At 70.6% G+C, this 24,227-nt stretch carries 23 protein-coding genes and 1 pseudogene; 18 read left to right on the top strand and 6 right to left on the bottom strand.

What is annotated here, in order from left to right:
* Nucleotides 1-36: 36 nt before the first annotated feature.
* Nucleotides 37-924: a LysR family transcriptional regulator gene (locus tag ACFVTC_RS16500; RefSeq protein WP_390127448.1), complete on the bottom strand. Its 888-nt coding sequence runs from the start codon at nucleotides 922-924 to the stop codon at nucleotides 37-39.
* Between the two features lie 55 nt (nucleotides 925-979).
* Here ACFVTC_RS16500 and ACFVTC_RS16505 point away from each other — a divergent pair, with 55 nt between their 5' ends.
* From ACFVTC_RS16505 to ACFVTC_RS16530, 6 genes are all read left to right on the top strand, one after another.
* Complete coding sequence (locus ACFVTC_RS16505) at nucleotides 980-2,212, top strand: thiolase family protein (RefSeq protein ID WP_390127449.1); 1,233 nt, start codon at nucleotides 980-982, stop codon at nucleotides 2,210-2,212.
* Nucleotides 2,209-2,877, top strand: coding sequence for a 3-oxoacid CoA-transferase subunit A (locus tag ACFVTC_RS16510; protein WP_390127451.1), 669 nt, complete (start codon nucleotides 2,209-2,211; stop codon nucleotides 2,875-2,877). The genes ACFVTC_RS16505 and ACFVTC_RS16510 overlap by 4 nt, the downstream gene beginning before the upstream one ends.
* Nucleotides 2,874-3,548: a 3-oxoacid CoA-transferase subunit B gene (locus ACFVTC_RS16515; protein ID WP_390127453.1), complete on the top strand. Its 675-nt coding sequence runs from the start codon at nucleotides 2,874-2,876 to the stop codon at nucleotides 3,546-3,548. The genes ACFVTC_RS16510 and ACFVTC_RS16515 overlap by 4 nt, the downstream gene beginning before the upstream one ends.
* A 339-nt stretch (nucleotides 3,549-3,887) precedes the next feature.
* Nucleotides 3,888-5,681: an FAD-dependent oxidoreductase gene (locus tag ACFVTC_RS16520; RefSeq protein WP_390127455.1), complete on the top strand. Its 1,794-nt coding sequence runs from the start codon at nucleotides 3,888-3,890 to the stop codon at nucleotides 5,679-5,681.
* Between the two features lie 6 nt (nucleotides 5,682-5,687).
* Complete coding sequence (locus ACFVTC_RS16525; protein WP_390127457.1) at nucleotides 5,688-6,743, top strand: maleylacetate reductase; 1,056 nt, start codon at nucleotides 5,688-5,690, stop codon at nucleotides 6,741-6,743.
* Complete coding sequence (locus tag ACFVTC_RS16530) at nucleotides 6,740-7,648, top strand: dioxygenase (protein ID WP_390127459.1); 909 nt, start codon at nucleotides 6,740-6,742, stop codon at nucleotides 7,646-7,648. The genes ACFVTC_RS16525 and ACFVTC_RS16530 overlap by 4 nt, the downstream gene beginning before the upstream one ends.
* 71 nt (nucleotides 7,649-7,719) lie before the next feature.
* Here the strand turns inward: ACFVTC_RS16530 and ACFVTC_RS16535 are convergent, their stop codons facing one another.
* Both ACFVTC_RS16535 and ACFVTC_RS16540 read right to left on the bottom strand, forming a co-directional pair.
* The gene (locus tag ACFVTC_RS16535) at nucleotides 7,720-8,661 is read right to left on the bottom strand and encodes a helix-turn-helix domain-containing protein (RefSeq protein ID WP_390127461.1); all 942 of its coding nucleotides are present in this window, start codon (nucleotides 8,659-8,661) and stop codon (nucleotides 7,720-7,722) included.
* A gap of 235 nt (nucleotides 8,662-8,896) precedes the next feature.
* Entirely contained in the window at nucleotides 8,897-9,412 is a 516-nt protein-coding gene (locus tag ACFVTC_RS16540; RefSeq protein ID WP_390127463.1) for a MarR family winged helix-turn-helix transcriptional regulator, read from the bottom strand.
* Nucleotides 9,413-9,440: 28 nt separating this feature from the next.
* Here ACFVTC_RS16540 and ACFVTC_RS16545 point away from each other — a divergent pair.
* The 10 genes and pseudogenes from ACFVTC_RS16545 to ACFVTC_RS16590 all read left to right on the top strand — a co-directional run.
* Nucleotides 9,441-9,962, top strand: a pseudogene (locus ACFVTC_RS16545) (YceI family protein); the annotation flags it as partial.
* Nucleotides 9,963-10,079: 117 nt separating this feature from the next.
* Complete coding sequence (locus tag ACFVTC_RS16550; RefSeq protein WP_390127867.1) at nucleotides 10,080-10,643, top strand: NADPH-dependent FMN reductase; 564 nt, start codon at nucleotides 10,080-10,082, stop codon at nucleotides 10,641-10,643.
* Nucleotides 10,644-11,815: 1,172 nt separating this feature from the next.
* Nucleotides 11,816-13,114: a 4-carboxymuconolactone decarboxylase gene (pcaC, locus tag ACFVTC_RS16555; protein ID WP_390127465.1), complete on the top strand. Its 1,299-nt coding sequence runs from the start codon at nucleotides 11,816-11,818 to the stop codon at nucleotides 13,112-13,114.
* Nucleotides 13,115-13,181: 67 nt separating this feature from the next.
* On the top strand, nucleotides 13,182-13,817 hold the full coding sequence (locus ACFVTC_RS16560; RefSeq protein ID WP_390127467.1) for an MBL fold metallo-hydrolase: 636 nt from the start codon (nucleotides 13,182-13,184) through the stop codon (nucleotides 13,815-13,817).
* Between the two features lie 71 nt (nucleotides 13,818-13,888).
* Nucleotides 13,889-14,668 carry an exodeoxyribonuclease III gene (locus ACFVTC_RS16565; protein ID WP_390127469.1) on the top strand — a complete coding sequence of 260 codons (780 nt, stop codon included), beginning with the start codon at nucleotides 13,889-13,891 and terminating at the stop codon, nucleotides 14,666-14,668.
* Nucleotides 14,669-14,740: 72 nt separating this feature from the next.
* Nucleotides 14,741-15,181, top strand: coding sequence for a DUF6278 family protein (locus tag ACFVTC_RS16570; protein ID WP_390127470.1), 441 nt, complete (start codon nucleotides 14,741-14,743; stop codon nucleotides 15,179-15,181).
* Between the two features lie 158 nt (nucleotides 15,182-15,339).
* Nucleotides 15,340-16,083: an amino acid ABC transporter ATP-binding protein gene (locus ACFVTC_RS16575; RefSeq protein WP_329527760.1), complete on the top strand. Its 744-nt coding sequence runs from the start codon at nucleotides 15,340-15,342 to the stop codon at nucleotides 16,081-16,083.
* A 16-nt stretch (nucleotides 16,084-16,099) separates the two neighbouring features.
* A complete protein-coding gene (locus tag ACFVTC_RS16580) occupies nucleotides 16,100-17,017 on the top strand; it encodes a glutamate ABC transporter substrate-binding protein (protein ID WP_390127472.1) in 918 nt (305 codons plus the stop codon).
* An 11-nt stretch (nucleotides 17,018-17,028) separates the two neighbouring features.
* Nucleotides 17,029-17,673, top strand: coding sequence for an amino acid ABC transporter permease (locus tag ACFVTC_RS16585; RefSeq protein ID WP_329291371.1), 645 nt, complete (start codon nucleotides 17,029-17,031; stop codon nucleotides 17,671-17,673).
* A gap of 113 nt (nucleotides 17,674-17,786) precedes the next feature.
* The gene (locus ACFVTC_RS16590) at nucleotides 17,787-18,554 is read left to right on the top strand and encodes an amino acid ABC transporter permease (RefSeq protein WP_390127870.1); all 768 of its coding nucleotides are present in this window, start codon (nucleotides 17,787-17,789) and stop codon (nucleotides 18,552-18,554) included.
* Nucleotides 18,555-18,656: 102 nt separating this feature from the next.
* Here ACFVTC_RS16590 and ACFVTC_RS16595 read toward each other — a convergent pair whose 3' ends face one another.
* Together ACFVTC_RS16595 and ACFVTC_RS16600 are read right to left on the bottom strand one after the other, a co-directional pair.
* Nucleotides 18,657-20,225, bottom strand: a complete 1,569-nt coding sequence (locus ACFVTC_RS16595; protein WP_390127474.1) for an alpha/beta fold hydrolase — start codon at nucleotides 20,223-20,225, stop codon at nucleotides 18,657-18,659.
* A gap of 115 nt (nucleotides 20,226-20,340) precedes the next feature.
* On the bottom strand, nucleotides 20,341-21,129 hold the full coding sequence (locus ACFVTC_RS16600; RefSeq protein WP_390127476.1) for a hypothetical protein: 789 nt from the start codon (nucleotides 21,127-21,129) through the stop codon (nucleotides 20,341-20,343).
* Between the two features lie 104 nt (nucleotides 21,130-21,233).
* Here ACFVTC_RS16600 and ggt point away from each other — a divergent pair, with 104 nt between their 5' ends.
* Nucleotides 21,234-23,054, top strand: coding sequence for a gamma-glutamyltransferase (gene ggt, locus ACFVTC_RS16605; protein ID WP_390127478.1), 1,821 nt, complete (start codon nucleotides 21,234-21,236; stop codon nucleotides 23,052-23,054).
* Nucleotides 23,055-23,148: 94 nt separating this feature from the next.
* On the opposite strand, the gene map is transcribed toward ggt, so the two are convergent.
* Nucleotides 23,149-23,916: a type I methionyl aminopeptidase gene (map, locus tag ACFVTC_RS16610; protein WP_390127480.1), complete on the bottom strand. Its 768-nt coding sequence runs from the start codon at nucleotides 23,914-23,916 to the stop codon at nucleotides 23,149-23,151.
* 32 nt (nucleotides 23,917-23,948) lie between these two features.
* Here map and ACFVTC_RS16615 point away from each other — a divergent pair, with 32 nt between their 5' ends.
* Nucleotides 23,949-24,221: a helix-turn-helix domain-containing protein gene (locus ACFVTC_RS16615; RefSeq protein WP_390127482.1), complete on the top strand. Its 273-nt coding sequence runs from the start codon at nucleotides 23,949-23,951 to the stop codon at nucleotides 24,219-24,221.
* The last annotated feature ends 6 nt before the right edge of the window (nucleotides 24,222-24,227 follow it).

The raw sequence follows: 24,227 nt of genomic DNA on the forward strand, positions 1-24,227 counted from the left end.
CAGGCCCGTGCCGGCGAGGGGCGCACTCGTCGCGGCTCAAGTGCGCACGCACTGTTCGATGATCGAGGCGACGTGCTGCACGGCCGGTGAGTTGCGGTGCGCCCGGCGGGCCAGGACGAGATCGATGGTCTCCGTCCCGGCGAGCGGTACGTAGGTCACGCCGTCGAGCCGCAGGCTCCGCACCGACTGGGGCACGAGCGCGACGCCGTGTCCCGCGGCCACCAGGACGACGAGGGTCGCGGTCTCACCGACCTCGATGAGGGACGAGGGCTCGAATCCGGCCCGGGCGCAGGCCGACAGGACGCGGTCGTACATGGCGGACCGCGGCTGCGAGGGGTGGACGACGAAGGGTTCGTCGGCCAGCGCGCTCAGCGCGATCCGCTCGTCGGCCGCCAGCGGATGGTGGGCGGGCAGCACGGCCATCAGGGGTTCGGTGCGCAGTGGTGTGAGGTGGACCCCCTCGACCCCGGCCGCGCCCGCACGGGACACGGCGAGGTCGTAGGTGCCGGTGAGCAGCCCTTCCACGAGCTCCGGGGTGATCAGCTCGCCGCGCAGGTCGAGGGTGAGATGAGGCAGCCGGGACCGTACGGTGCGGGCGACGCGGGGCAGGACGTCGTAGGTGGCGGTCCCGATGAACCCGACGGACACGCGGCCGACGTGGCCGGTCGCGAGCTCCGCCATGTGGACGCGGGCGCGTTCGGCCTCGGTGACCAGCGTACGGGCGTACGGGGTCAGGTGACGGCCCGCCTCGGTGAGTTCCACGTGCCGGGTCGAGCGGTGGAAGAGGGCGATGCCGAGCTCGCGCTCCAGGGCCTTGATCTGCTGCGAGAGGGCCGGCTGGGCGACGTGCAGGCGGGCCGCCGCGCGCCCGAAGTGGCACTCCTCCGCGAGAGTGAGGAAATAGCGGGCCTGACGCAGTTCCATGACACCACCTTATAAGGCCACCTTATTAATTGCTCGATACTGTGTCTTGGACGTGATGAAGCGGGCGACCTACCGTGAATACGTGACCGAAAGTTATGTGTACGCAGCGGCAAGAACACCCTTCGGACGGTTCGCCGGCGCTCTCGCCGGCATACGGCCCGACGATCTCGCGGCACTCGCCGTGAACGGAGTCCTGGCGAAGGTGCCGGGGCTCGATCCGGGCGGTATCGACGACGTGATGTGGGGGAACGCCAACGGCGCCGGCGAGGACAACCGCAACGTCGGCCGGATGGCCGTGCTCCTGGCCGGACTGCCCACCTCGGTCCCCGCCACGACCGTCAACCGGCTGTGCGGCTCCTCCCTGGACGCGGCGATCATGGCCTCCCGGGCCATCGAGACCGGTGACGCCGACATCGTCCTCACCGGTGGTGTGGAATCGATGACCCGGGCTCCGTGGGTGCTGCCCAAGCCGGAGCGCGGCTATCCCGTCGGCGACGTGACCGCCGTGTCCACGGCGGTCGGCTGGCGGCTCGTCAACGAGCGCATGCCGAAGGAGTGGACGGTCTCCCTGGGCGAGGCCAACGAGCAGTTGGCCGACCGGTTCGGCGTCTCGCGGCAGCGGCAGGACGAGTTCGCCGTCCGCTCCCACAACCTCGCCGACGCGGCCTGGGCGGCGGGCTTCTACGACGACCTGGTGACGCCGGTCGCGACCGACGGCAAAGGCGGCACGCTCGCCCGGGACGAGGGCATCAGGCCCGGGTCCACGATCGACAAGCTCGCCGCTCTCAGGCCGGCCTTCCGCCCCGACGGTGTGATCACGGCGGGCAATTCCTCGCCGCTGAACGACGGCGCGTCCGCCGTGCTGCTCGGCTCGGGGGCCGCCGCCACGCGTATCGGTGCCGAACCGCTGGCCCGCGTTGCCGGGCGGGGAGTGTTCGCACTGGAGCCGCAGATGTTCGGCTTCGCGCCGGTGGAGGCGGCGAACCGGGCCCTGAAGAGCGCCGGCATCACCTGGTCCGACGTGTCCGCGGTCGAGCTCAACGAGGCGTTCGCCGTGCAGGCACTGGCCTGCGTGGACGCCTGGCGGATCGACCCCGCGATCGTCAACGCCAAGGGCGGGGCCATCGCGCTCGGCCACCCCCTGGGCGCCTCCGGCGGCAGGCTCCTGGGCACGCTCGCCCACCGGCTCAAGGAGACCGGCGGGAGATGGGGCGTCGCGGCGATCTGCATCGGCGTGGGCCAGGCGCTCACCGTCGTGCTGGAGAACGTCACGGAGACCGGCCGATGACCATGCGGGTGTGTGCCCACGCCGACGAGGCCGTCGCCGGCGTCGAGGACGGTTCGACGGTGCTCGTCGGCGGCTTCGGGATGGCCGGGATGCCGGTCGATCTGATCGACGCGCTCATCCGCCAGGGCGCGAAGGACCTGACGGTCGTGTCCAACAACGCGGGCAACGGTGACACCGGGCTGGCCGCCCTGCTGGCGAAGGGAAGGGTCCGCAAGGTCGTCTGCTCCTTCCCGCGGCAGTCCGACTCGTACGTCTTCGACGGCCTCTACCGGGCCGGCAAGGTCGAGCTGGAAGTGGTGCCGCAGGGCAACCTCGCGGAGCGGATCAGGGCGGCCGGTGCCGGTATCGGCGCCTTCTTCTGCCCCACCGGAGCCGGGACCCTGCTCGCCGAAGGCAAGGAGACCCGCGTCATCGACGGCCGTACCTACGTCCTGGAGTACCCGATCAGGGGCGATGTCGCGTTGATCGGCGCCCACCGGGCCGATCGCATGGGCAACCTCGTCTACCGCAAGACCGCCCGCAACTTCGGGCCCGTCATGGCCACCGCCGCGACCACCGTGGTCGCACAGGTCCGCGAGATCGTCGACACCGGCATGATCGACCCCGAGACCGTGGTGACGCCGAGCATCTATGTCGACCGCGTGGTACAGGAGACGACCGCATGACCCCGATCCGACACACGGCGGACAGCGGGCGCGGCCCGCTGGGCAAGTCCGAGATCGCCGCCCTGGTGGCCCGCGACATCCCGCACGGCGCGTTCGTCAATCTCGGCATCGGTCAGCCGACGGCCGTCGCCGACCACCTGCCTGCCGACTCCGGTGTGGTGCTCCACACCGAGAACGGCATGCTCAACATGGGGCCCGCCGCCCGGGGCGAGGAGATCGACCCCGATCTCACCAACGCCGGCAAGGTTCCCGTGACCGAACCGCCCGGAGCGGCCTACTTCCACCATGCGGACTCCTTCGCCATGATGCGCGGCGGCCACCTGGACATCTGCGTCCTGGGCGCCTTCCAGGTCTCCGCGGCCGGGGACCTCGCCAACTGGCACACCGGCGCGCCCGACGCCATCCCCGCCGTCGGCGGAGCCATGGACCTCGCGATCGGTGCCAAGAAGGTCTTCGTGATGATGACGCTGTTCGCGAAGGACGGCGCCCCCAAGCTGGTTCCGCGGTGCACCTACCCACTGACCGGGCTGGGCTGCGTCGACCGCGTCTACACCGACCTCGCGGTCTTCGACATCACCCCGGCGGGCGTCTCGGTGCGGGAGACCTTCGGCATCGGCGTCGACGAGCTCGCGGGCCGCCTCGAACTGCCGCTTCTTCCCGCCGTGACCTGACACTCACTCAAAAGTCTGGCGGCACCCGACCTTTGGGGTGTCCCCGGCTGCCCGATGGCCGTGCCCGATGGCCGTGCCCGATGGTCCCGCGTCCCGGTGACCCGGACCGGAGCGCACGTCTCCGCCGGCCTCCACGGCAAGGCCGCGCGCGGGGGAGAAGGGGCCGGCCAGGGCCTCGCCGGCACACACCAGGCACGTCCCGCGGCCGGCCGTCCTTCCCGAATCCGCCACTCCTTGGCATTCCCGCCGACATCGCCGCACGCCATTCCGTGCCCGCCCACCCGGTCCCACACTGACGTTTCCGGCAGTGACGCCGGATTCACGAAAGGCCATCACGAAATGCCGGAATTCAACGACGGGACCCCAGAGACCGAACTGCCCTCCGACTCCATCGTGACCACCGAGGTCGTCGTCATAGGCTCGGGGCCGGCGGGCGCCACCGCCGCGCTGCTGCTGTCGACACTGGGCATCGACACCCTCATGATCACCAAGTACCGGTGGACCGCGAACACGCCCCGCGCGCACATCACCAACCAGCGCGCCATGGAGGTCTTCCGCGACCTCGGCATCGAGCCCCAGGTCCTCGCGGACGCCACCGAGCACGGCCTGGTCGGGGACACCGTGTTCTGCACGAGCATCACCGGCGAGGAGATCGGCCGAATCCACACCTGGGGGACCCGCCCCGACCGTGAGGCCGACTACCGGCTCGCGTCCCCCTGCCTGACCGTGGACATCCCCCAGACCTACCTCGAACCGATCCTGGTACGGAACGCGACACAGCGCGGTGCCCACACCCGGTTCTCCACCGAGTACCTCTCCCACACCCAGGATGCCGACGGCGTCACCGTCGAGGTCCTCGACCGGCTGACCGGCACGCAGTACAGCATTCGCGCCAAGTACCTGATCGGCGCCGACGGCGCCCGCTCGAAGGTGGCCGCCGACATCGGCCTGCCGTTCGAGGGTGCGATGGACATCGCCGGGTCGATGAACATCACCTTCAAGGCGGACATCTCCCGGTACGTCTCCCACCGGCCGTCCGTCCTGTACTGGGTCGTCCAGCCGGGTTCCAACGTGGGCGGCATCGGCGCGGGCCTGGTTCGCATGATCCGCCCCTGGAACGAGTGGCTGATCGTGTGGGGCTACGACATCGCCGACGAGCCCCCCGTCGTCGACGAGCAGGCGGCGATCCAGATCGTACGGAACCTCCTGGGCATGCCGGACCTGGACGTCGAGATCACGGGCACCAGCCTCTGGGGCAACAACGAGATGTACGCGAGCCGCCTGCACCTCGGCCGGGTGTTCTGCGCCGGCGACGCCGTGCACCGGCACCCGCCGAGCAACGGCCTGGGCTCCAACACCTCGGTCCAGGACGCCTACAACCTGGCCTGGAAGCTGGCCGCGGTGCTCAGGGGCCAGGCCGCTCCGGCACTGCTCGACAGCTACACCGACGAACGCGCCCCCGTCGCGGAACGCATCGTGAAGCGGGCCAACCGGTCCAGCCGGGAGTTCGTGGAAATCTTCGAGGCCCTCGGTGTCCTCGACGCGCGGACCGAGGCGGAGATGGCCGCCGCGATCGAGGAACGCAAGGACAACACCCCCGCCGGCGCCGCCAAACGGGCCGCGCTCGTACGGGCCATGGACCTGAAGAACTACGAGTTCAACGCGCACGGCGTCGAACTGGGCCAGTTCTACGCCTCCTCGGCCGTCGTGCCCGACGGGTCCACCCGCCCCGCCCCCACCCGGGACACGGACCTGTACTACGAGATGTCCACGGTTCCCGGCTCCCACCTGCCGCACGCCTGGGTCGGTGACAGCAGCCGCCGCCTGGCCCTGATGGACCTCGCCCCCTACAGCCGGTGGACGCTGCTCACCGGCATCGCCGGGGAGGCGTGGGCACAGGCCGGCGAGAAGATCGCCCAGGAACTCGGTGTCCCGCTCGAGACGGTCGTCATCGGTCCGGGCCGTGAGGTAACCGACCTGTACTACGACTGGGCGAAGCTGCGTGAGGTCGAGGAGAGCGGAGTGCTGCTGGTGCGTCCGGACAAGCACATCGCGTGGCGTGCCATGACCCTGCCCGAAGACCCCGAGGGCCGGCTGCGACAGGCCCTGCTCTCGATCCTGGGAAGGGACTGAGCCACGATGCGTTTCCTCCATGACACCCTGCCGCAGAGGGTGCACTTCGCCTCCGGGGAGGCCGCGGAGAGCCTCACGGCCGAGATCGCCTCCCTGGGCGCCCGACGTGTGATGGTGATCGCCGGCGCGGGTGAGCGCGAGATCGCCGAGCGCGTCACGAGCGGCCTGCCCGTCGTCCACCGGCACGATGACGTCGTGATGCACGTCCCCGTCGAGGTCGCCGAACGGGCCCGTACGGCAGCCGCCGCGCACGACGCCGACGTCCTGGTCAGCATCGGCGGCGGTTCGACCACCGGCCTGGCCAAAGCGGTCGCGCTCACCACCGGGCTGCCGATCGTCGCCGTTCCCACCACCTACGCCGGTTCCGAGGCCACCCCCGTCTGGGGGCTGACCGAGGGCTCGGCCAAGACCACCGGAACCGACCTCAAGGTGCTGCCGCGCGCGATCGTCTACGACGCCTCGCTGACGCTGAGCCTGCCCGCCGCCCTGAGCGCCGCGTCCGGGCTGAACGCCGTGGCGCACTGCGTCGACTCCCTGTGGGCCCCCCGCGCCGACCCCATCAACCGGGCCCTCGCCGGGGAGGGGGTCCGGGCGCTGCGCACGGGACTGCCCATGGTCGTCAAGGAACCCGACGCGCTGCCCGGCCGCGAGCAGGCGCTCTACGGCGCCTACCTGTCCGCCCTGGCCTTCGCGTCCGCCGGATCAGGGCTCCACCACAAGATCTGCCATGTCCTGGGAGGCATGTTCAACCTCCCGCACGCCGCCACCCACGCCGTCGTCCTCCCGTACGTCCTCGCCTTCAACGGGACCGCCGCCCCCGAGGCCGAGGAACGCCTCGCCGAGGCATTCGGCGCACCCACCGCCCGGGAAGGTCTCGCCCGGCTGCGCGACCAGCTCGACGCACCACGCTCGCTCCGCGAACTCGGCATGCCGTCCGACGGCATCGCCCCGGCGGCCGAAGCCGTGGTCGCCGCCGCCCCGGCCGGCAACCCGAGCCCTGTCACCCTGCCGGCGATCACCGACGTGCTCCGCACGGCCTGGGAAGGAGCCGAACCGCGATGACCCACACCGCCACCACCGAGGACGCACCCGAGGACAAACAGCGGGAGATCGAGGCCGAGGTCACACGCCGAGTCCTGGAGTCCTTCGCCGACTGCACCGACCCGCGGCTGCGGCAGGTGCTGGAGTCCCTCGTCCAGCACCTGCACGCGTTCGTCCGGGACGTCCGGCTCACCGAGAGGGAATGGGACCTGGGTATCGACTTCCTCACCCGCGCCGGTCACATCACCGACGACCGGCGCCAGGAGTTCATCCTCCTGTCGGACGTCCTCGGAGTCTCGATGCAGACCGTCGCCGTCAACAACGAGGCCTACGGCCAGGCCACGGAAGCCACCGTGTTCGGACCGTTCTTCGTCGAGGACAGCCCCGGAATCGAGCCGGGGGGCGACATGGCCTTCGGCGCCAGTGGTGAACCGTGCTGGGTCGAGGGCACCGTCACCGACACCTCGGGCAAACCGGTCGCCGGGGCACGCGTCGAGGTGTGGGAAGCCGACGAGGACGGCTTCTACGACACCCAGTACGACGACGACCGCACCGCCGCGCGAGCCCACCTGTTCACCGATCCCGACGGCCGCTACCGCTTCTGGGGGCTGACCCCCACTCCGTACGCCATCCCGCACGACGGCCCGGTCGGGCAGCTCCTGGCGGCCACCGGCAGGTCACCCATGCGTGCCTCGCACCTCCACTTCATGGTCAGTGCTCCCGCTCTGCGCACCCTCGTCACCCACATCTTCGTCCGCGGCGACGAACACCTCGACAGCGACGCCGTCTTCGGTGTGAAGGAGTCCCTCGTCAAGGACTTCCACAGGCGGGAACCAGGCAGCCCGACACCCGACGGACGTGACCTCGGTGACCGGGTCTGGTCCCGTGTGCGGTTCGACATCGTGCTCGCCCCCGACGGCACCTGACCGCCCCGACGGCCCCTGGCGGACCGCGCCGACCGGCCGCCGGCACCCCTTGCCGGCGAGCCGGCCCGCGTTCAGCCGCCGACGCGGCCACCGCGCAGGACATCGGCGGCCCCCAAGCCGTGCCGCTCCTTGAACCGGTGCGAGAAATAGGAGGCCGACCCGAAACCACAGGCCGCTCCCACCTCGGCCACGCTCCCGGGCCATCCCGCGGCGAGCAGCGCGCGGGCCCGGTCGAGACGGCGGCCGAGGAGGTACTGCGGAAGGCTTTCACCGCCCTGGGCGAACACGCGGGACAGATGCCGCTCGCTGACCCCGATGCCCCGGGCGACGTGAGCGGCGGACAGCCCCGGCTCCGTCAGGTGCTCGTCGATGTAGGCACGGGCCGTCGCGAGGTGCACGGCCGCGGTGGTCGGCGGGCGGCCCGACACCACGCTCCCGAGCAGTTCCAGCACGATGTCCTCGTCCACGGCCTCGGACGACTCCGGCAGCACCGCCCGTCCGACCATCCGGGCCAGCGCCCTGGCCTGCGCGGCGCCCTCGTCGACGTCGAAGACCATGGGCTGGGACAGCTGCGGCCCGCCGAGATCCCGCCAGATCGACCGGGGCACCTTCACCGCCAGCTCTTCCAGCCCCTGCGAGAAGCCCCGTATGAAGGGCCGGTCCGCATCGCAGACGATCAGCTGTCCGGGGTGCAGCACCCGCACGCCGTCATCATGGTAGAAGAAGGCGTCCCCGGTGAGGGCGAAGTAGCACGCGATCGCCTCCGACGGCAGGTTCCGGACGACCGAGCGGGTCCGTTCCACGACATGGGGACCGCCCGCGACACGAGCCAGGTCGACGTGCGGCAACTGGAGGTTGATCTCCGTCGCCTCGAGCGCGTCGTCGCGCAACGAGCGGCAGTGCACGCCGATGAGGGCCGCCGCGTTGTGCGCCTCCCAGAGGGCGACACGCTGCCCCTCAGGGAGGCCGACCGTGCTGAACAGAACAGGGCCGGTTCCCATCCCGCTTGTCATCCCCCCAGGGTAACGGCGTTCCGCGCCGAGACTCAGGGGCCGTCAGAAGGTGCCACACGGGGCCTTGCGTGGAGGACGTGCGAAGGGCCGCAGAGGTGTGCGGCGGTATGGGGAAGGGGATGATGGCCGGTCGGGCCGGCAGCCGGTCGGCCCGTCAGGAAGAGGTAGTCGGTGTGTCCGGTGGTGTCGCCGCCGGAGAGGACCTCGGGCGGGTGGCCGATCGGTGTGGAAGCCGTCAGGCGGTGTCCTCACCGGGGCAGCTCCGCTGGTCCTGGCGGTCGATCCTCTCGCTGATCTTCGCGGCTACGGTGCGCAGACTGTCCAGTTCGGCGGGGACCAGCCCGTCGAAGATGAGGTCGAGCACCCGGGCGACGTGTCCCGGGGCGGCTTCGGCGAGATGGGCGTGGCCCGCGTCGGTCAGGATCGCGTGGGTGTAGCGGCCGTTGGTGGGGTCGGGCTCGCGACGGACGAAACCCCGGCGTTCCAGCCTGCTGATCAGGTGGGAGAGACGGGACAGTTCGGAGTTGGCGAGGACGGCCAGGTCGCTCATGCGCATGCGGTGTCCCGGCTGGTCCGACAGTCCGGCGAGGACGTAGTACTCGACGTAACGCAGGCCCGCGTCTTGCTGCAGCTGCGTCTCCAGGGCGGCGGTCAGCCTGTGCAGCATCAGGCCGAACTGCTGCCATGTCTCCAGCTCCGCGGGGGTCAGCCAGCGGCGCTGATCGGTCGGGTGCGGAGGCTGTTCGGGCATGTCCGGAGTCTATCCGGCGTGAACGTTCATGCGTCCGGGCTCACACTTGAATCTTCATGAGTCCACCCATAGGGTGGGACGTGAAATTTCAAGCGAGAGTGAGTCCGGTGTGACTGCCGAGGGTTTTCCCCAGGGCGAGTACGTCATCGACCCGTCCTGTTCCAGCATCGATTTCTCCGCCAAACACCTGTTCGGCCTGGGGAGTGTCCGCGGCAGCTTCACGTTGCGCTCGGGGGCCGTCTCCATCGCCGAGCCCGCCACCGACTCCCGCGTGGGGGCCGTCGCCGACGCCACCAGCTTCAGCAGTGGTAGCGCGGCGCGGGACCGGAAGGTGCTGTCGCGGACGTTCCTGGACACCGACAGCCACCCGGACATCACCTTCACCTCCACTGGCGCCCATCGCGACACCGACGGCACGTGGAGGCTGGACGGCCTCCTCACGGCCCGCGGCGTCCGGGCGCCGGTCGTCTTCACCGTGACGCGGGCTCAGATGCTCGACGAGGAGCTCGAGTTGACGGCCACGGCGACAGTGGACCGATACGCGCACGACATCACAGCCATGAAAGGCATGGCAGGCCGGTTCCTGTGGCTCAGCGCCACGATCCGCGCCCGCCGCGCACCCGCCGGCCCGGCCTCGCACCGGCCCGCCCCTCAAGGAGAAGACCGCATGAGCGACCTGAAGATCGCCGTCATCCTCGGCAGCACCCGGCCCGGCCGCAACGGCAAGGCTGTCGCGGACTGGGTGGTGGACCGGTCCGGCGCCCGCACGGGTGTCGAGTACGAGCTGGTCGACCTCGCCGACTACCCGCTGCCCCACCTGGACGAGGCCATGCCGCCGGCCATGGGTCAGTACCAGGGCGAACACACCAAGACCTGGGCGGCCAAGATCGCCGAGTTCGACGGGTACGTCTTCGTGACCCCCGAGTACAACCACTCCACCTCCGGTGTGCTCAAGAACGCGATCGACTACCTGTACGGGGAGTGGAACAACAAGGCCGCCGCCTTCGTCTCCTACGGTTCCCTCGGCGGCGCTCGGGCCATCGAGCACCTCCGTGCCGTGGCGAGCGAACTGCAGCTGGCGCACGTGCGTCAGCAGCTGTCCTTCTCGCTGTTCACCGACTTCGAGAACTTCTCCGTCTTCAAGCCGGCCGAGCAGCACGACGCTGCCGCGACCGCCCTGTTCGACCAGCTGGAGTCCTGGGCCCGCGCCCTCAAGACCGTCCGGGTCTGACTTCTCGCCCCCGGAAGGCGGGCGACGGGAAGGCCGTCAGGCTGAGGTGCGGTCCCGGAACAGACTGCGGTCGGGTTCCGGGACCGCATCCGTCGTTCCGTCGTTCCGCCGTTCTGTCGTTCTGTCGTTCTGTCGTTCCGCCGTTCCACCCTTTCGCCACCGGGCCGTACGACCCGGTGGCTCCTCGCCGTGTGGTCGTCGCGCCGCCGTGGGCCGCGCGGCGAACCGCGCGCCGCGACGCGGGGCCGCTGTGGATACGCCCGGCCCCCGGCCTGCCGACGGCGAGTCACGGAGCGCGGAGACTTCCCGGCCGATTCTCCGGGTAGGGCACGGCCCGGCACGACAGTGCACGACACCACACGGCACGGCACCCGTCGAGCCGTCCCACCCGAGGATCGATTTCTGGGCAGGCGTTGTTCGGCACACGCGCGGTCGGCGAAAGCTTCGCGCCGCCCTCGGGGCCGTCTCCGTCGTCGGGCCGTGCGTCGGCAGGGCGTGCGGCCCGTCACCGATGCGGTCGGCCGCCGCCGGCCGCATCACTGGTTCGAGGCGCGCGACCGGGCGCTGCTCACCCACGCGGGCCGGACGGCCGGTACACCCGGACAGGCCGACGGCCTACGCCCCGGCGCGCCGTCGTGCGCGCTGTTCCAGCCGCCGACCGCCCCCCCGCCCGAACGCCTTGGACCCCGTCAACTCCTCCGCCGCGGCACGGATCACGGCGCTTAGCCGGCCGGGCGGGCGGGTTCGGTCGTGATGTCGACCTTCATGGTCCGTCGTGGTCGGCCGGAGTCGGATTCGGTGTGTTTCATGAGCTGGTATTGAGCATGTTCTGCGGGTCCGGGCCGCCGGCCTCCGAGTGTGAGGAGAATGGGCGGGTGTTGTCCTGCGGCGGGGTCTGACTCTTGGGATCCCCGACCGGGGTGTCCCGCTCGCGTTGTGCCGACCGCCGGCCGGGGATGGTGGGTTCGGCGGTCAAGGCCCGCGCTCAGGCGATCGACCGGGCGATCGGCCATCTCAAGGCCGTCCTCGTCAAGGCCGACCCGAGCAGGACCAGACGCGAAACCGTCCGAGGCGTCGAACGCTACGCTGCCCAGGAGGTCTTCCACCTGGTCAGGCCCATACAGCCATGCCCCGGCACAGGGGCGGTCGCGATACATGAGAGGGTCAGACGGGTGAGCGAGACACCACCGAACACCCTGCAATACCGCTTCGACGGGCCAGAAGACGCACCTGTCCTGATCCTGGGTCCCTCACTGGGCACCACCTGGCACATGTGGGACCGGCAGATCCCCGAGCTGGCGAAGAGCTGGCGGATCTTCCGTTTCGATCTGCCGGGGCACGGCGGGGCCCCCGCCTATCCCGCGGGCTCGTTCGCCGAACTCGCGGGGCGGCTGCTCGCCACACTCGACGGGCTCGGGGTGCACCGCTTCGGGTACGCGGGCTGCGCGTTCAGCGGGGCCCTCGGGATCGAACTCGCCCTGCGCCACCCGGAGCGGATCGCCTCCCTCGCGGTGATCGCCGCCTCACCCCGTTTCGGATCGGCCGACGAGTTCCGCCAGCGCGGCGTGATCGTGCGGACCAACGGACTCGACCCGATCGCCCGTACCTCGCCCGAGCGCTGGTTCACGGCCGGGTTCGCCGCGGCCCAGCCGGCCATCACCGAGTGGGCCGTGCAGATGGTGCGCACCACCGACCCCGGCTGCTACATCGCCGCCTGCGAGGCACTCGCCGCGTTCGACGTACGGGCCGAGCTGGGCCGGATCGGCGCCCCCACCCTCGTCCTCGTCGGCTCCGACGACCAGGTCACCGGGCCCGCCGAGGCCCGCACGCTGGTCGCCGGAATCCCGGACGCCCGGCTCGCGGTCGTGCCCGGTGCCTCGCACCTGGTGCCGGTGGAGCAGCCCGCCGCGGTCACCGACCTGCTGGTACGGCACTTCTCCACCGCCTGGCAGCCCGCCTACGACTCGTCGACCGGCCAGGTGGCGATCCCGGCGGGCCCGGTGAAGCCGGCGCTCGCCACACCCCCGCCCCTCGCGCCCGTCGCCGAGATCGCCCCGGCCGTCCTCGCCCAGCCCGAGATCCTGGGCAGGCCCGACCCGTACGACGCAGGGATCAAGGTCCGCCGCGAGGTGCTCGGGGACGCGCACGTGGACCGGGCACTGGCCTCGGCGGACGCGTTCTCCGGGGACTTCCAGGATTTCGTCACCCGCTACGCCTGGGGGGAGATCTGGGACCGGCCGGGCCTCGACCGGCGCTCGCGCAGCTGTGTCACGCTCACCGCGCTGGTCGCGGGCGGCCACCTCGACGAACTCGCCTTCCACACCCGCGCCGCCCTCCGCAACGGCCTCACCCCCGTCGAGATCAAGGAAGTGCTCCTCCAGGCGGCGGTGTACTGCGGTGTCCCGGCCGCGAACAGCGCGTTCAGGGTGGCGCAGGCGGTGATCCGGGAGGAGACCACCCCCCAGGAGTGATCATCCGGGCAGTGGGAGCACCAGGCTGAGCAGGCCCCGGGGCGCCCCGCGGGGGGAGGATGGACTCATGAAGCTCACGAAGAAGTCGCACGCATGCATCCGCCTGGAGAAGGACGGGCGCGCGCTCGTCATCGACCCGGGCGTCTTCAGCGAGGAGGACGCGGCCGTCGGCGCGGACGCGATCCTGATCACGCACGAGCACCCCGACCACTTCGACGAGGAGCGGCTGCGGGTCGTCCTGGAGGCCCGGCCCGCGACCGAGGTCTGGACCCTGAAGGCGGTCGCGGACCGGCTCACCGCCGCCTTCCCCGGCCGGGTGCACACCGTCGGCCACGGTGACACGTTCACCGCCGCGGGCTTCGACGTCCAGGTGCACGGCGAGCTGCACGCCGAGATCCACCCGGACATCCCGCGCATCACGAACATCGGCTATCTCGTCGACGGCGGACGTGTCTTCCACCCGGGCGACGCCCTCACCGTCCCGGACCGGCCGGTGGAGACGCTGATGCTCCCGGTGATGGCCCCCTGGAACAAGATCGCCGAAGTCATCGAATACGTCCGCGAGGTCAAGCCCCAGCGCGCGTACGACATCCACGACGCGCTTCTCACGGATCTCGCCCGCCCGATCTACGACCACCAGATCGGCGCCCTGGGCGGCGCCGAGCACCTGCGGCTCGCGCCGGGGACGTCGGCGGAGGTCTGAGCGAGGGGCGGCCCCGGGCACGGGCGGGCCACGGGGACCCGTTGTCGTACCCGCCCGGTAGGTTGTCGGGTATGCGCATCGCGACCTGGAACGTGAACTCGATCACCGCCCGCCTCCCGAGGCTGCTGGCCTGGCTGGAGAGCAGTGGCACGGACGTGGTCTGCCTCCAGGAGGCCAAGGTGGCCGCCGAGCAGTTCCCCGTCGACGAGCTGCGCGAGCTGGGTTACGAGGCGGCCGTGCACGCGACCGGCCGGTGGAACGGAGTGGCGGTGCTCTCGCGCGTAGGCCTGGAGGACGTCGTCAGGGGGCTGCCCGGCGGCCCCGGCTACGAGGGCGTCGAGGAACCCCGGGCCGTCTCCGCGACCTGTGGCCCGGTCCGCGTCTGGTCGGTGTACGTGCCCAACGGCCGCGAGGTGGGCCACCCCCACTACGCGTACAAGCTCGAGTGGTTCGAGGCCCTCAAGGCGGCGGTCGCGGGCGACGCGGCGGGCAGCAGGCCGTTCGCCGTCCTCGGGGACTACAACGTGGCGCCGACGGACGACGACGTCTGGGACATCTCCCTGTTCGACGGTGCCACGCACGTCACCCCGGCCGAGCGCGCCGCCCTGACCTCGCTGCGCGAGACGGGCCTGTCGGACGTGGTCCCGCGCCCCCTCAAGTACGACCACCCGTTCACCTACTGGGACTACCGCCAGCTCGGCTTCCCCAAGAACCGGGGCATGCGCATCGACCTGGTGTACGGCAACGAGGCGTTCTCCAAGGCGGTCGGTGACGCGTACGTCGACCGTGAGGAGCGCAAGGGCAAGGGGGCCTCGGACCACGCGCCGGTCGTGGTGGACCTCGACGTGTGACCCGTGCGCGGGCGGGTGCGTTCCGGGGCGCGCCTGTGGTGCGTCGGACGGAGGGAATGACACGCTGGGCATATGAACATCCCTTTTTTGGGCACCTGGCGCAAGAAGCACGGTCACGCCTTCGGGGTGGCCGTGTTCACCGAGGGCGACCACGATCCCGCGGGCATCGCCGAACTCCTCGCGGAGTGCGAGCTGCTGCGCTCGCAGGCGCACCAGGCGGGTGTCGAACTCGACGACTCCGCGACCTCCTTGGAGGCGCTGGACCAGCTGCTGCCGCGCTGGCGTGACGACGAGGAGAGCCTGCCCTGGCTCGGTAACGACGCGGGCCTCTACCTCGGTTCGGTCATCGTGCGCACGGTCTCCGGCGCCGTCTGGGAGATCTGGCCCAACGGCCAGCCGGTCGTACGGCTGACGTCCGGCCGCGAGATCGACGTCGTCGCCTCGGGCCACACCTGGGCCGCCAGCGGCGCTCCCGAGCTGTCCCAGCTGTACGCGGAGGTGTCGGAGGGGTGATCCGGCGGCCGCCGTGCCCGTCCCGAACTGTCGCGCCGTAAACCAGAAACTTGATAAATACGGCTAATGCCCGAAAAGTGCGTGTCGAGTATTAAGCGTCATCATGCCCGGATAGTTTGCGGCATCTGCGACACAGCTGAGAGTGGGTGGGGCCGGGCATGGCTGTCGATCCTCTGATCGAACTGCAGGGCGTGAACAAGTACTTCGGCGAGCTGCATGTCCTGCAGGACATCGACCTCACCGTCGCCAAGGGGGAGGTCGTCGTCGTCATCGGCCCGTCGGGCTCGGGCAAGTCGACGCTGTGCCGAACGATCAACCGGCTGGAGACCGTCCAGTCGGGGACCATCAGGCTGGACGGCCGGCCGCTGCCGGACGAGGGCAGGGCGCTCGCCGGGCTCCGTGCCGAGGTCGGGATGGTCTTCCAGTCCTTCAACCTCTTCGCGCACAAGACGGTCCTGCAGAACGTCTCGCTCGCCCAGATCAAGGTCCGCGGCCGGAAGCGGGAGGACGCGGACCGGCGCTCCCGCGAACTCCTGGACCGGGTGGGCCTCGCCGCACAGGCACCCAAGTACCCGGCACAGCTCTCCGGCGGCCAGCAGCAGCGCGTCGCCATCGCCCGCGCCCTCGCCATGGACCCCAAGGCACTGCTGTTCGATGAACCGACCTCGGCGCTCGACCCCGAGATGATCAACGAGGTCCTGGAAGTCATGCGGCAACTAGCGCGCGACGGCATGACCATGGTCGTCGTCACCCACGAGATGGGCTTCGCGCGCTCCGCCGCCAACCGTGTCGTCTTCATGTCCGACGGCCGCATCGTCGAGGACCGCGCCCCCGAGGAGTTCTTCACCAACCCGCGCAGCGACCGCGCCAAGGACTTCCTCTCCAAGATCCTCAAGCACTGAGCGGGGGAGTGCACCCATGATCCGTACCACACGTGTGCGCCTCGCCCTGGTGGCGATCACCGCGCTGCTCGCCACCGTCACCGGCTGCGGCAAGGAGGGCAGCCCGCCCACCAAGGGACCGGCCGCGGAGAAGCTGCCCACCTATGAGATCGCGAAGGGCTTCGAGCTCCCCGACTCGCCCACCTGGCAACGGGCGCGCAAGCGTGGCCACTTGAACGTCGGCGTCAAGGAGGACCAGCCGTACCTGGGCGAGCGTGACCCGGCGACGGGCGCCTACGCCGGCTTCGACATCGAGATCGCGCGGATGATGGCGGCCTCGCTCGGCTTCGACCCGAAGACCGTCAACTTCAGGACGGTCGCCTCGGCCAACCGCGAAACCGCCCTGCAGAACGGCCAGATCGACTACTACGTCGGCACCTACACCATCAACGACCTGCGCAAGAAGCTCGTCGGCTTCGCGGGTCCGTACTACATGGCCGGTCAGTCCCTGCTGGTCCGCAAGGACGAGAACGACATCCACGGACCCCAGGACCTGGCCGGCAAACGCGTCTGCTCGGCGGCCGGTTCAACGCCGTACCAGCGCATCAAGACGGACTATCCGAAAGCCACGCTGGTCGCCTACGACACCTACTCGGTCTGCGTCGACAACCTGCTCACCTACCAGGTCGACGCCGTCACCACCGACGACGCGATCCTGATCGGCTACGCGGCGAAGGCCCCGGGCGAACTCAAGGTCGTCGGCCGGCCGTTCTCCAAGGAGCCGTACGGCATCGGCGTCCCGCGCGGTGACAACGCGCTGCGCTACGCACTCGACGACGCGCTGGAGGCCCGGGAGAAGAACGGCGACTGGAAGAGGGCGTACGAGGCGACGCTCGGGCTCTCCGGAGTGCCCGCGCCCACCCCGCCCGCCATCGACCGCTACCCGGCGAGCTGAACGAGGCCGACGTGAACGTACTGACAGACAACTTCTCCACCTTCGCCGAGGGATTCCTCGGCACGGTCGAACTCACCGTCTACGCATCGGTGCTGGCGCTCCTGCTGGGCTTCCTGATGGCCTCGTTCAGGGTCGCGCCGGTCGCCTCCCTGCGGGCCCTCGGCACTGCCTGGGTGGCGGTGCTGCGCAACACTCCGCTCACCCTCCTGTTCTTCGCGGTCCTGCTCGGTCTGCCGCGCTTCGGACTCGTGCTGCCCTTCCAGGTGTTCGCGGTCCTGGCACTCGGCTGCTACACCTCGGCGTTCATCTGCGAGGCGCTGCGTGCCGGCATCAACACCGTGCCCAGGGAACAGGGCGAGGCGGCCCGCAGTCTCGGCATGACGTTCCGGCAGACACTCTCGCTGGTCGTCCTGCCGCAGGCATTCCGGTCCGTGATCCCGCCCATCGGCTCCACCCTCATCGCCCTCGCCAAGAACTCCGCCATCGCCGGGGCGTTCAGCGTCACCGAACTGCTCGGCACCTACAAGACGCTCAGCGAACTCGGCTACAACATCGTCTGGACCTTCGTCTGGATCGCCGTCGGGTACCTGATCATCACCCTCGCCATCAGTGCGGTCTTCAATGTCCTCGAAAAGCGCTGGGGAGTCGCCCGATGACCGCCACCGCCCACCGGTCACCCGCCCACCGGCCCCCGGCCCGCCGGTCCACCACACACCGGTCCACCGCCCTCTACGACGTCCCCGGGCCGAGGACCCGGCGACGGCACCGGATGTACGGGGTCGTGTCCACCGTCCTGATCCTCGCCCTGATCGGCTGGATCCTGTATCTCCTGTTCGACACGGGTCAGTTCACCCACACCAAGTGGATGCCCTTCGAGTACAAGGGCATCCAGGAACTCCTGCTGCGAGGACTGGGCAACACGCTCAAGGCCTTCGCACTGGCCGCCGTGTTCTCGCTGGCGCTGGGCGGGGTGCTCGCCACGGGACGCCTCTCCGACCACGGCCCGGTGCGGTGGATCTCCACGCTGGTCGTCGAGTTCTTCCGCGCCATGCCCGTACTGGTGATGATCTTCTTCATCTTCGTGGCGCTGAAGGTGCAGCCGCTGCCCGCGCTGGTCGCCGGACTGACGCTCTACAACGGCTCGGTGCTCGCCGAGGTATTCCGCTCCGGCGTCGACTCCGTCGACCGAGGCCAGCGGGAGGCCGCGTTCGCGCTCGGCATGCGCAAGACCCAGGTCATGTCCCATGTCCTCGTACCGCAGGCCGTACGGGCCATGCTGCCCGCCATCATCAGCCAGCTGGTGGTGGCGCTGAAGGACACCTCGCTCGGTTTTCTCATCACCTATGAGGAGTTCCTCCACGCCGGGAAACTGATCGCGTCCAACCTCGACTACGATTTGCCGTTCATCCCCGTGGTGATGGTGATCTCGCCGATCTACATCGGGATGTGCATGCTGCTCTCCTGGTTCGCCCAGCGGGTGTCCCGGTGGGAGCGGCGCAGTCCCAAGACCGAGGCCGTGAAGGTGGCACCGGCCTGACCAGGGACGCTGCTGCCGGGTGGGGGTCGTCCCCCCACCGCCCCGAGACAGTAGGGGGAGCAGCAGCTCACAGGGCCATGCCCGGCCGGCGGCAGCCGGAGATCACTGCTCGCGCAGGGGAATCGACACGTAGGACGGGTCGTTCGCCGGTGAGGAGAAGGTCAGCTGCGCGCCGGACGGGTTGTGCTCGATGTAGAGCGGGTCGACCGTGTCGACGACCAGGGCCAGCCGGTGCCCTGCCGGGACGTCGTAGGCCGTGGAGTACAGGTCCAGGTCGACGCCGAACGGCTTGCCGGGCGTCTGCCCGTGGAAGGTGTACGGCGCGTTGCTGACCAGCTTGCCGAGGCCGAGCGGCCCCACGTCGTACAGATAGGCGACGAGGGTGCCGCTCTCCTTGGTCGGGGTGAGCGTGGTGTGCAGCCGGGCGGTGCCGCGCACCTCTTGGGCGCTCGCGTACCGCTCCGACTGCCAGACGGCCGCCCAGCGGCGCGGCAGCAGCGGAACGGCCGCCATCGGGGGGACCCGGGCCAGCTGGTCCAGGACGCTGGAGAGGAAGATGATCCCGCCGTCCGCGCCCGAGTCGACGTTCGTGTGGATCGTGGTGGTGCCCGCCAGCGCGATCTTCCGCGTGGTGGCGCCGACCGACTTCCAGTCCGGGTAGCCCTCGTAGCCACCGGTGGAACGGGACTTGAGCTGAACCGGCTGCTCGCGGTCGATTCCGTTGTCCTCGCCCCTGAGGTAGTGGTCGAACCAGCGGCCGGTGTCCTTCCACACGTCGTTGGGGACTCCGAACAGACCGGCGAGCTCGGCGGTGGCGTGGTCGCCGGGGCGGAACTCCAGACGCTTGGGCCCGGTGAGTTCCTCGTAGAAGCGGGCGTACTGGTTGGGCGGGAAGATCGTGTCGCCCCAGGCGTTGGCCATGAAGACGGCCGGACCGTTCTTGTCGAGCTGGTCGACGTAGGTCTCGGGGGAACGCTTCCTCCCCCAGGCGATCATCTCCTGCTCCTTCGAGAGGTCCGAGGCGAAGAAGCTCTCCAGGATCTGCCGGAGTTCTGCGCTGGGGCGGCCGGTGAGGGCGCCGACGCCGCCGAGCAGGGCGGTGGCCTGGGTGTGCTCGGTGCGGCCCGAGTAGATCGAGTCGATGAGATCGGCCCAGCCGCTGAGCGCGGCGACCGCCTTGATCCGCTTGTCGTGCTCGGCGGCCAGCAGGCTGATCCCGGCCCCGTACGAGACGCCGGCCACGCCGATCCTTCGTGCGTCGGCGGGGGTGTTGGCGAGTGCCCAGTCGATCACCTTTGAGGTGTCGGCGACGTCGGGCGGGCCCGCCACTTCTATCTCGCCGCCGGACTGCCAGAAGCCGCGGACGTTGTAACCGACCACCACATAGCCGGAGTCGGCGAGTTTCTGGGCCTGCGCGAGGTACTCGACCTGGGGCAGACCCCAGCTCGTGGGCAGCACGATGAGCGGGTAGGAGCGGGTGCCGTCGGCGTCCGAGGGGGTGACGACGTTGCCCTTGAGGACCGTGCCGCCGTCCCCGGTGATGTCGACGAAGCGGACGCCGCCCGTGGCCGCCCCGGCGGTGGGAGTGAGCCCGAGGGTGCCGCCGGTGATCAGGGCCGCCGAGACGGCACCGGCGGCGGTCGTGCGCAGGGCATGGCGACGGTGTCCCACGGGCCACTCCTCACTCGTGTCGATGGAAGTGACCTGACGGTAACCTCGCACGTTTACCGGAAGTAACCCGTCGGTAAGTTACGCGCCGGTAAAGGTTGCGGGAAGGTACTGAGGGCTACGACGCGCGGCGCGAGTTGCGGGCGCGTGCCGGCGTCGGTTCAGGTTCCGGCGCGGGCGGGGGCGTGGGCAGCGGGGTCCTGGCGGCGCGGGTCACGTCCGCGACGAGTTCGACCACATCGGGACCGTACGCCTGGGAGTTCACCACCTTCAGGAGCAGGACGAAGGAGCTCCCGCCGTGTTTGCGCGCCAGACGCTCGTGGTTGCGGGCGAGGTAGCGGGTCGCGGCCTGGTTGGTGATCGCGCGCTGGCCGCAGAAGAGGAACACCGGCCGCGTCCCGCGCTCCTGGCCGGCGACCAGCCGGGCGAGGATCACGTACTCGCCCTTGCCCGACTCCAGGAGGTAGCGCTCGCCGCCGATCTGGAACGCGCCGCGGTCCGGGCCCGGTTCGGCGTCGACGTTCACGTCGACGCCCGGAAGCAGGGAGTGCAGATGCGCCGCCATCCGCCGGTTCGACGACGGGCCGCCCACGCAGAACTCCGTACGCTCCCCGAAGCCCTGCTGGGTCGCGTCGTGCGCGATGACCTGGGCGTGTGCGCCACAGTCCTTGATCAGGGCGGACAGTTCGAGCAGTGCGAACACGTCGTGCCGCATCACCGTGAGCTCCGGGCCGCCCGCCTCCCGGTTGACCACCAGTAGCGACTCGGAGTTGTCGGGCAGCCCGAAGAACGCCTGCTTGCGCCGGAGTCTGCGCTTCCACAGATACGTACGGGCGAGCCAGCCGAGGGCGGCGCTGACGCCGGCCGCCAGCACGCCGAGGACGATGTTGCGCACGTCGTCATTCATGGGCGCGCATGCTAGCCGCAATGCGCAACGGTGTTCGAGGGGGTCCTGACGGAAGGGCGGAGGTGAAGTTACGCTGCGCAGACGGCTGTTGACTGGAGGTACGGATGCGTCGCCCTGTTGCGCGAAATCTGGCGGTCTTGGCGGTTTCGGCCGCGGTGGTCTTGGTCGGCGCGGCAGCGCCCCCCGGCGCCGGGAAGGCGGCCGTGTCCGCCGCCGTCGGCACGTCGGCGAAGGTGCCGGTCGCCGTCGGGTACGGCGGCGCGGTGGCGAGCGTGGACGCCGACGCCTCCGCCGCGGGCATCGAGGTTCTCAGGAAGGGCGGCAACGCGGTGGACGCGGCGGTCGCCACGGCCGCGGCCCTCGGCGTCACCGAGCCCTACTCCTCCGGGGTGGGCGGAGGCGGCTACTTCGTCTACTACGACGCCAGGTCCCGTACGGTGCATACGATCGACGGCCGTGAGACGGCACCGCTGAGCGCCGACTCGGGCCTGTTCCTGGAGAACGGGAAGCCCCTCGCCTTCGCCGACGCCGTCACCAGCGGACTGAGCGTCGGTACGCCGGGAACGCCCGCGACCTGGCAGACCGCGCTGGACAGTTGGGGCAGCAGACGGCTGAGCAGCGTGCTCGAGCCCGCGGAACGGATCGCGCGGGACGGCTTCAAGGTCGACGCGACCTTCCGCTCCCAGACGGAGTCCAACGAGGCCCGCTTCAGGAACTTCCCGGACACCGCGAAACTCTTCCTGCCCGGCGGATCGCTCCCGGCCGTCGGCTCGACCTTCACCAACCCCGACCTCGCCCGCACCTACGAGGAACTGGGGCGCAAGGGCGTCGGCGCGATCTACCACGGCGACCTCGGCAAGGACATCGTCGCCACTGTGAACAAGCCGCCGGTGGGCACCGGTTCCGGCTACAACGCCCGGCCCGGAGAGCTGTCGCTCAAGGACCTGGGGGCGTACCGGGCGAAGAAGCAGGCGCCGACGGAGACCGCGTACCGCGGCCGCAAGGTCTACTCGATCGCGCCCTCGTCGTCGGGTGGCACCACGGTCGGCGAGGCCCTCAACATCCTGGAGAGGACCGACCTCTCCGACGCGAGCGACGTGCAGTACCTGCACCACTACATCGAGGCCAGCCGGATCGCGTTCGCCGACCGGGGGCGCTGGGTCGGCGACCCCGCCTTCGAGGACGTACCCGCGAAGGAGCTGCTGTCGCAGAGGTACGCCGACTCGCGCGCGTGCCTGGTCAAGGACGACGCGGTGCTGACCAGCCCGCTCGCGCCGGGCGACCCGCGCCACCCGGCGGCCTGCTCCACCGCGGGAACGGCCGCTGCGACGACGTACGAGGGTGAGAACACCACGCACCTCACGGTCGCCGACAAGTGGGGCGACGTGGTCTCGTACACGCTGACCATCGAGCAGACCGGCGGCAGCGGCATCACCGTCCCGGGCCGCGGCTTCCTCCTCAACAACGAGCTGACGGACCTCTCGTTCACCCCGGCCAACCCGGCCGTGCACGACCCGAACCTCCCCGGCCCCGGCAAGCGGCCGCGCTCGTCGATCTCGCCGACGATCGTGCTGGACCGGCACGACAAGCCCGTGGTGGCGCTCGGTTCGCCGGGCGGCGCGACCATCATCACCACCGTGCTGCAGACGCTCACCGGATTCCTCGACCGCGGACTGCCGCTCGTCGACGCGATCGCCGCGCCGCGTGCCAGCCAACGCAACGCGGCACAGACGGAACTCGAACCGGGCCTCTACGACAGCGCGCTCAGGACCAGGCTGGAGGCACTCGGGCACTCCTTCAAGCTCAACCCCGAGATCGGCGCGGCGACAGGCGTCCAGCGCCTTGCGGACGGCAAGTGGCTGGCCGCCGCGGAGACGGTACGGCGCGGGGGCGGCTCGGCGATGGTGGTGCGGCCCGCGTCGTAGCGGCCGACGGGTGGATCGCGCCACCCGGCCGGGCGGCGGAGGGTGAACGGCGCGGTGCCCGCGCCGTTCACGGCCGGCTCACGCGGGCCCGGGGTCAGCGCGCCGTCAGGACGCGGGGCCCCGAGTCCGTGATGGCCACCGTGTGTTCGGCGTGGGCGGCGCGGGAGCCGTCGTCCGTGCGCAGGGTCCAGCCGTCGGGCGCCGCGTGGAAGCCGTCGGTGCCGCCGCCGATGAGCATGGGCTCGATGGCGAGGACCATGCCGTGCCGCAGCGGCAGGCCGCGGCCGGGACGCCCCTCGTTGGGGACGGGCGGGTCCTCGTGCATACGGCGGCCCACGCCATGGCCGCCGAAGCCGTCCGGGATGCCGTACCCCGCCGCGCGGCAGACCGTGCCGACGGCGTGCGCGATGTCCCCGATGCGGTTGCCGACGACGGCCGCCGCGATGCCCGCCGCGAGGGCGCGGTCGGCGGTCTCGACCAGGCGGACGTCGGCGGCGCGCGGCCGGCCGACGATGAAACTGATCGCGGAGTCGCCGACCCAGCCCCCCAGTTCGGCTCCGAAGTCGATGGACACCAGGTCGCCGTCGCGCAGCCGGTAGCCGGTCGGGATGCCGTGCACGATCGCGTTGTTCACGGAGGCGCAGATGACCGCGGGGAACGGGGTGGGCGCGAAGGAGGGGCGGTAGCCGAGGAAGGGGGAGCCGGCGCCCGCGTCGCGCAGCACCTGGTGGGCGACCTCGTCCAGCTCCAGCAGCGAGACGCCCACGGCGGCCGCCTCCCGTACCGCCGTGAGCGCCCTGCCCACGACCTGTCCCGCCTCGTGCATCGCGTCGATCGACGTGTCCGTCTTGAGTTCCACCATGCCAATTACTATACCGGTATTAGAATGGGGTCATGGTGCGTACCCCGCTGACCCCCGAAGAGCGCGAACGCGGCGAGCTCCTCGGGCGGTTGCTGCGTGAGGCCCGCGGCGGCCGGAGCATGGTGGAGGTCGCGGCGGCCGCCGGTGTCTCGGCCGAGACCCTGCGCAAGATCGAGACCGGGCGGGCGCCCACGCCCGCCTTCTTCACCGTGGCGGCGCTGGCGAGGGCGCTCGGGCTGTCCATGGACGACCTCGATCACCGGACTCCGCTCCCGGCCCGAAAACTCCCCGTAGCCGTTCCGTAACACGGA

This window comes from Streptomyces sp. NPDC057950, assembly GCF_042887295.1.
In the GTDB taxonomy this organism is placed as follows: Bacteria; Actinomycetota; Actinomycetes; order Streptomycetales; family Streptomycetaceae; genus Streptomyces; species Streptomyces kaempferi.

Excerpts from the sequence above, each read along its gene's own strand:
- ACFVTC_RS16575 (WP_329527760.1), top strand. The coding sequence starts at position 15,340 with ATGGCTGTCGATCCTCTGATCGAACTGCAGGGCGTGAACAAGTACTTC.
- ACFVTC_RS16520 (WP_390127455.1), top strand. The coding sequence starts at position 3,888 with ATGCCGGAATTCAACGACGGGACCCCAGAGACCGAACTGCCCTCCGAC.
- ACFVTC_RS16530 (WP_390127459.1), top strand. The coding sequence starts at position 6,740 with ATGACCCACACCGCCACCACCGAGGACGCACCCGAGGACAAACAGCGG.
- ACFVTC_RS16535 (WP_390127461.1), bottom strand. The coding sequence starts at position 8,661 with ATGACAAGCGGGATGGGAACCGGCCCTGTTCTGTTCAGCACGGTCGGC.
- ACFVTC_RS16590 (WP_390127870.1), top strand. The coding sequence starts at position 17,787 with ATGTACGGGGTCGTGTCCACCGTCCTGATCCTCGCCCTGATCGGCTGG.
- ACFVTC_RS16510 (WP_390127451.1), top strand. The coding sequence starts at position 2,209 with ATGACCATGCGGGTGTGTGCCCACGCCGACGAGGCCGTCGCCGGCGTC.
- ACFVTC_RS16560 (WP_390127467.1), top strand. The coding sequence starts at position 13,182 with ATGAAGCTCACGAAGAAGTCGCACGCATGCATCCGCCTGGAGAAGGAC.
- ACFVTC_RS16525 (WP_390127457.1), top strand. The coding sequence starts at position 5,688 with ATGCGTTTCCTCCATGACACCCTGCCGCAGAGGGTGCACTTCGCCTCC.
- ACFVTC_RS16500 (WP_390127448.1), bottom strand. The coding sequence starts at position 924 with ATGGAACTGCGTCAGGCCCGCTATTTCCTCACTCTCGCGGAGGAGTGC.
- ACFVTC_RS16580 (WP_390127472.1), top strand. The coding sequence starts at position 16,100 with ATGATCCGTACCACACGTGTGCGCCTCGCCCTGGTGGCGATCACCGCG.
- ACFVTC_RS16540 (WP_390127463.1), bottom strand. The coding sequence starts at position 9,412 with ATGCCCGAACAGCCTCCGCACCCGACCGATCAGCGCCGCTGGCTGACC.
- ACFVTC_RS16550 (WP_390127867.1), top strand. The coding sequence starts at position 10,080 with ATGAGCGACCTGAAGATCGCCGTCATCCTCGGCAGCACCCGGCCCGGC.
- ACFVTC_RS16515 (WP_390127453.1), top strand. The coding sequence starts at position 2,874 with ATGACCCCGATCCGACACACGGCGGACAGCGGGCGCGGCCCGCTGGGC.
- map (WP_390127480.1), bottom strand. The coding sequence starts at position 23,916 with ATGGTGGAACTCAAGACGGACACGTCGATCGACGCGATGCACGAGGCG.
- ACFVTC_RS16615 (WP_390127482.1), top strand. The coding sequence starts at position 23,949 with ATGGTGCGTACCCCGCTGACCCCCGAAGAGCGCGAACGCGGCGAGCTC.
- ACFVTC_RS16600 (WP_390127476.1), bottom strand. The coding sequence starts at position 21,129 with ATGAATGACGACGTGCGCAACATCGTCCTCGGCGTGCTGGCGGCCGGC.
- ACFVTC_RS16505 (WP_390127449.1), top strand. The coding sequence starts at position 980 with ATGAAGCGGGCGACCTACCGTGAATACGTGACCGAAAGTTATGTGTAC.
- ACFVTC_RS16570 (WP_390127470.1), top strand. The coding sequence starts at position 14,741 with ATGAACATCCCTTTTTTGGGCACCTGGCGCAAGAAGCACGGTCACGCC.
- ggt (WP_390127478.1), top strand. The coding sequence starts at position 21,234 with ATGCGTCGCCCTGTTGCGCGAAATCTGGCGGTCTTGGCGGTTTCGGCC.
- ACFVTC_RS16565 (WP_390127469.1), top strand. The coding sequence starts at position 13,889 with ATGCGCATCGCGACCTGGAACGTGAACTCGATCACCGCCCGCCTCCCG.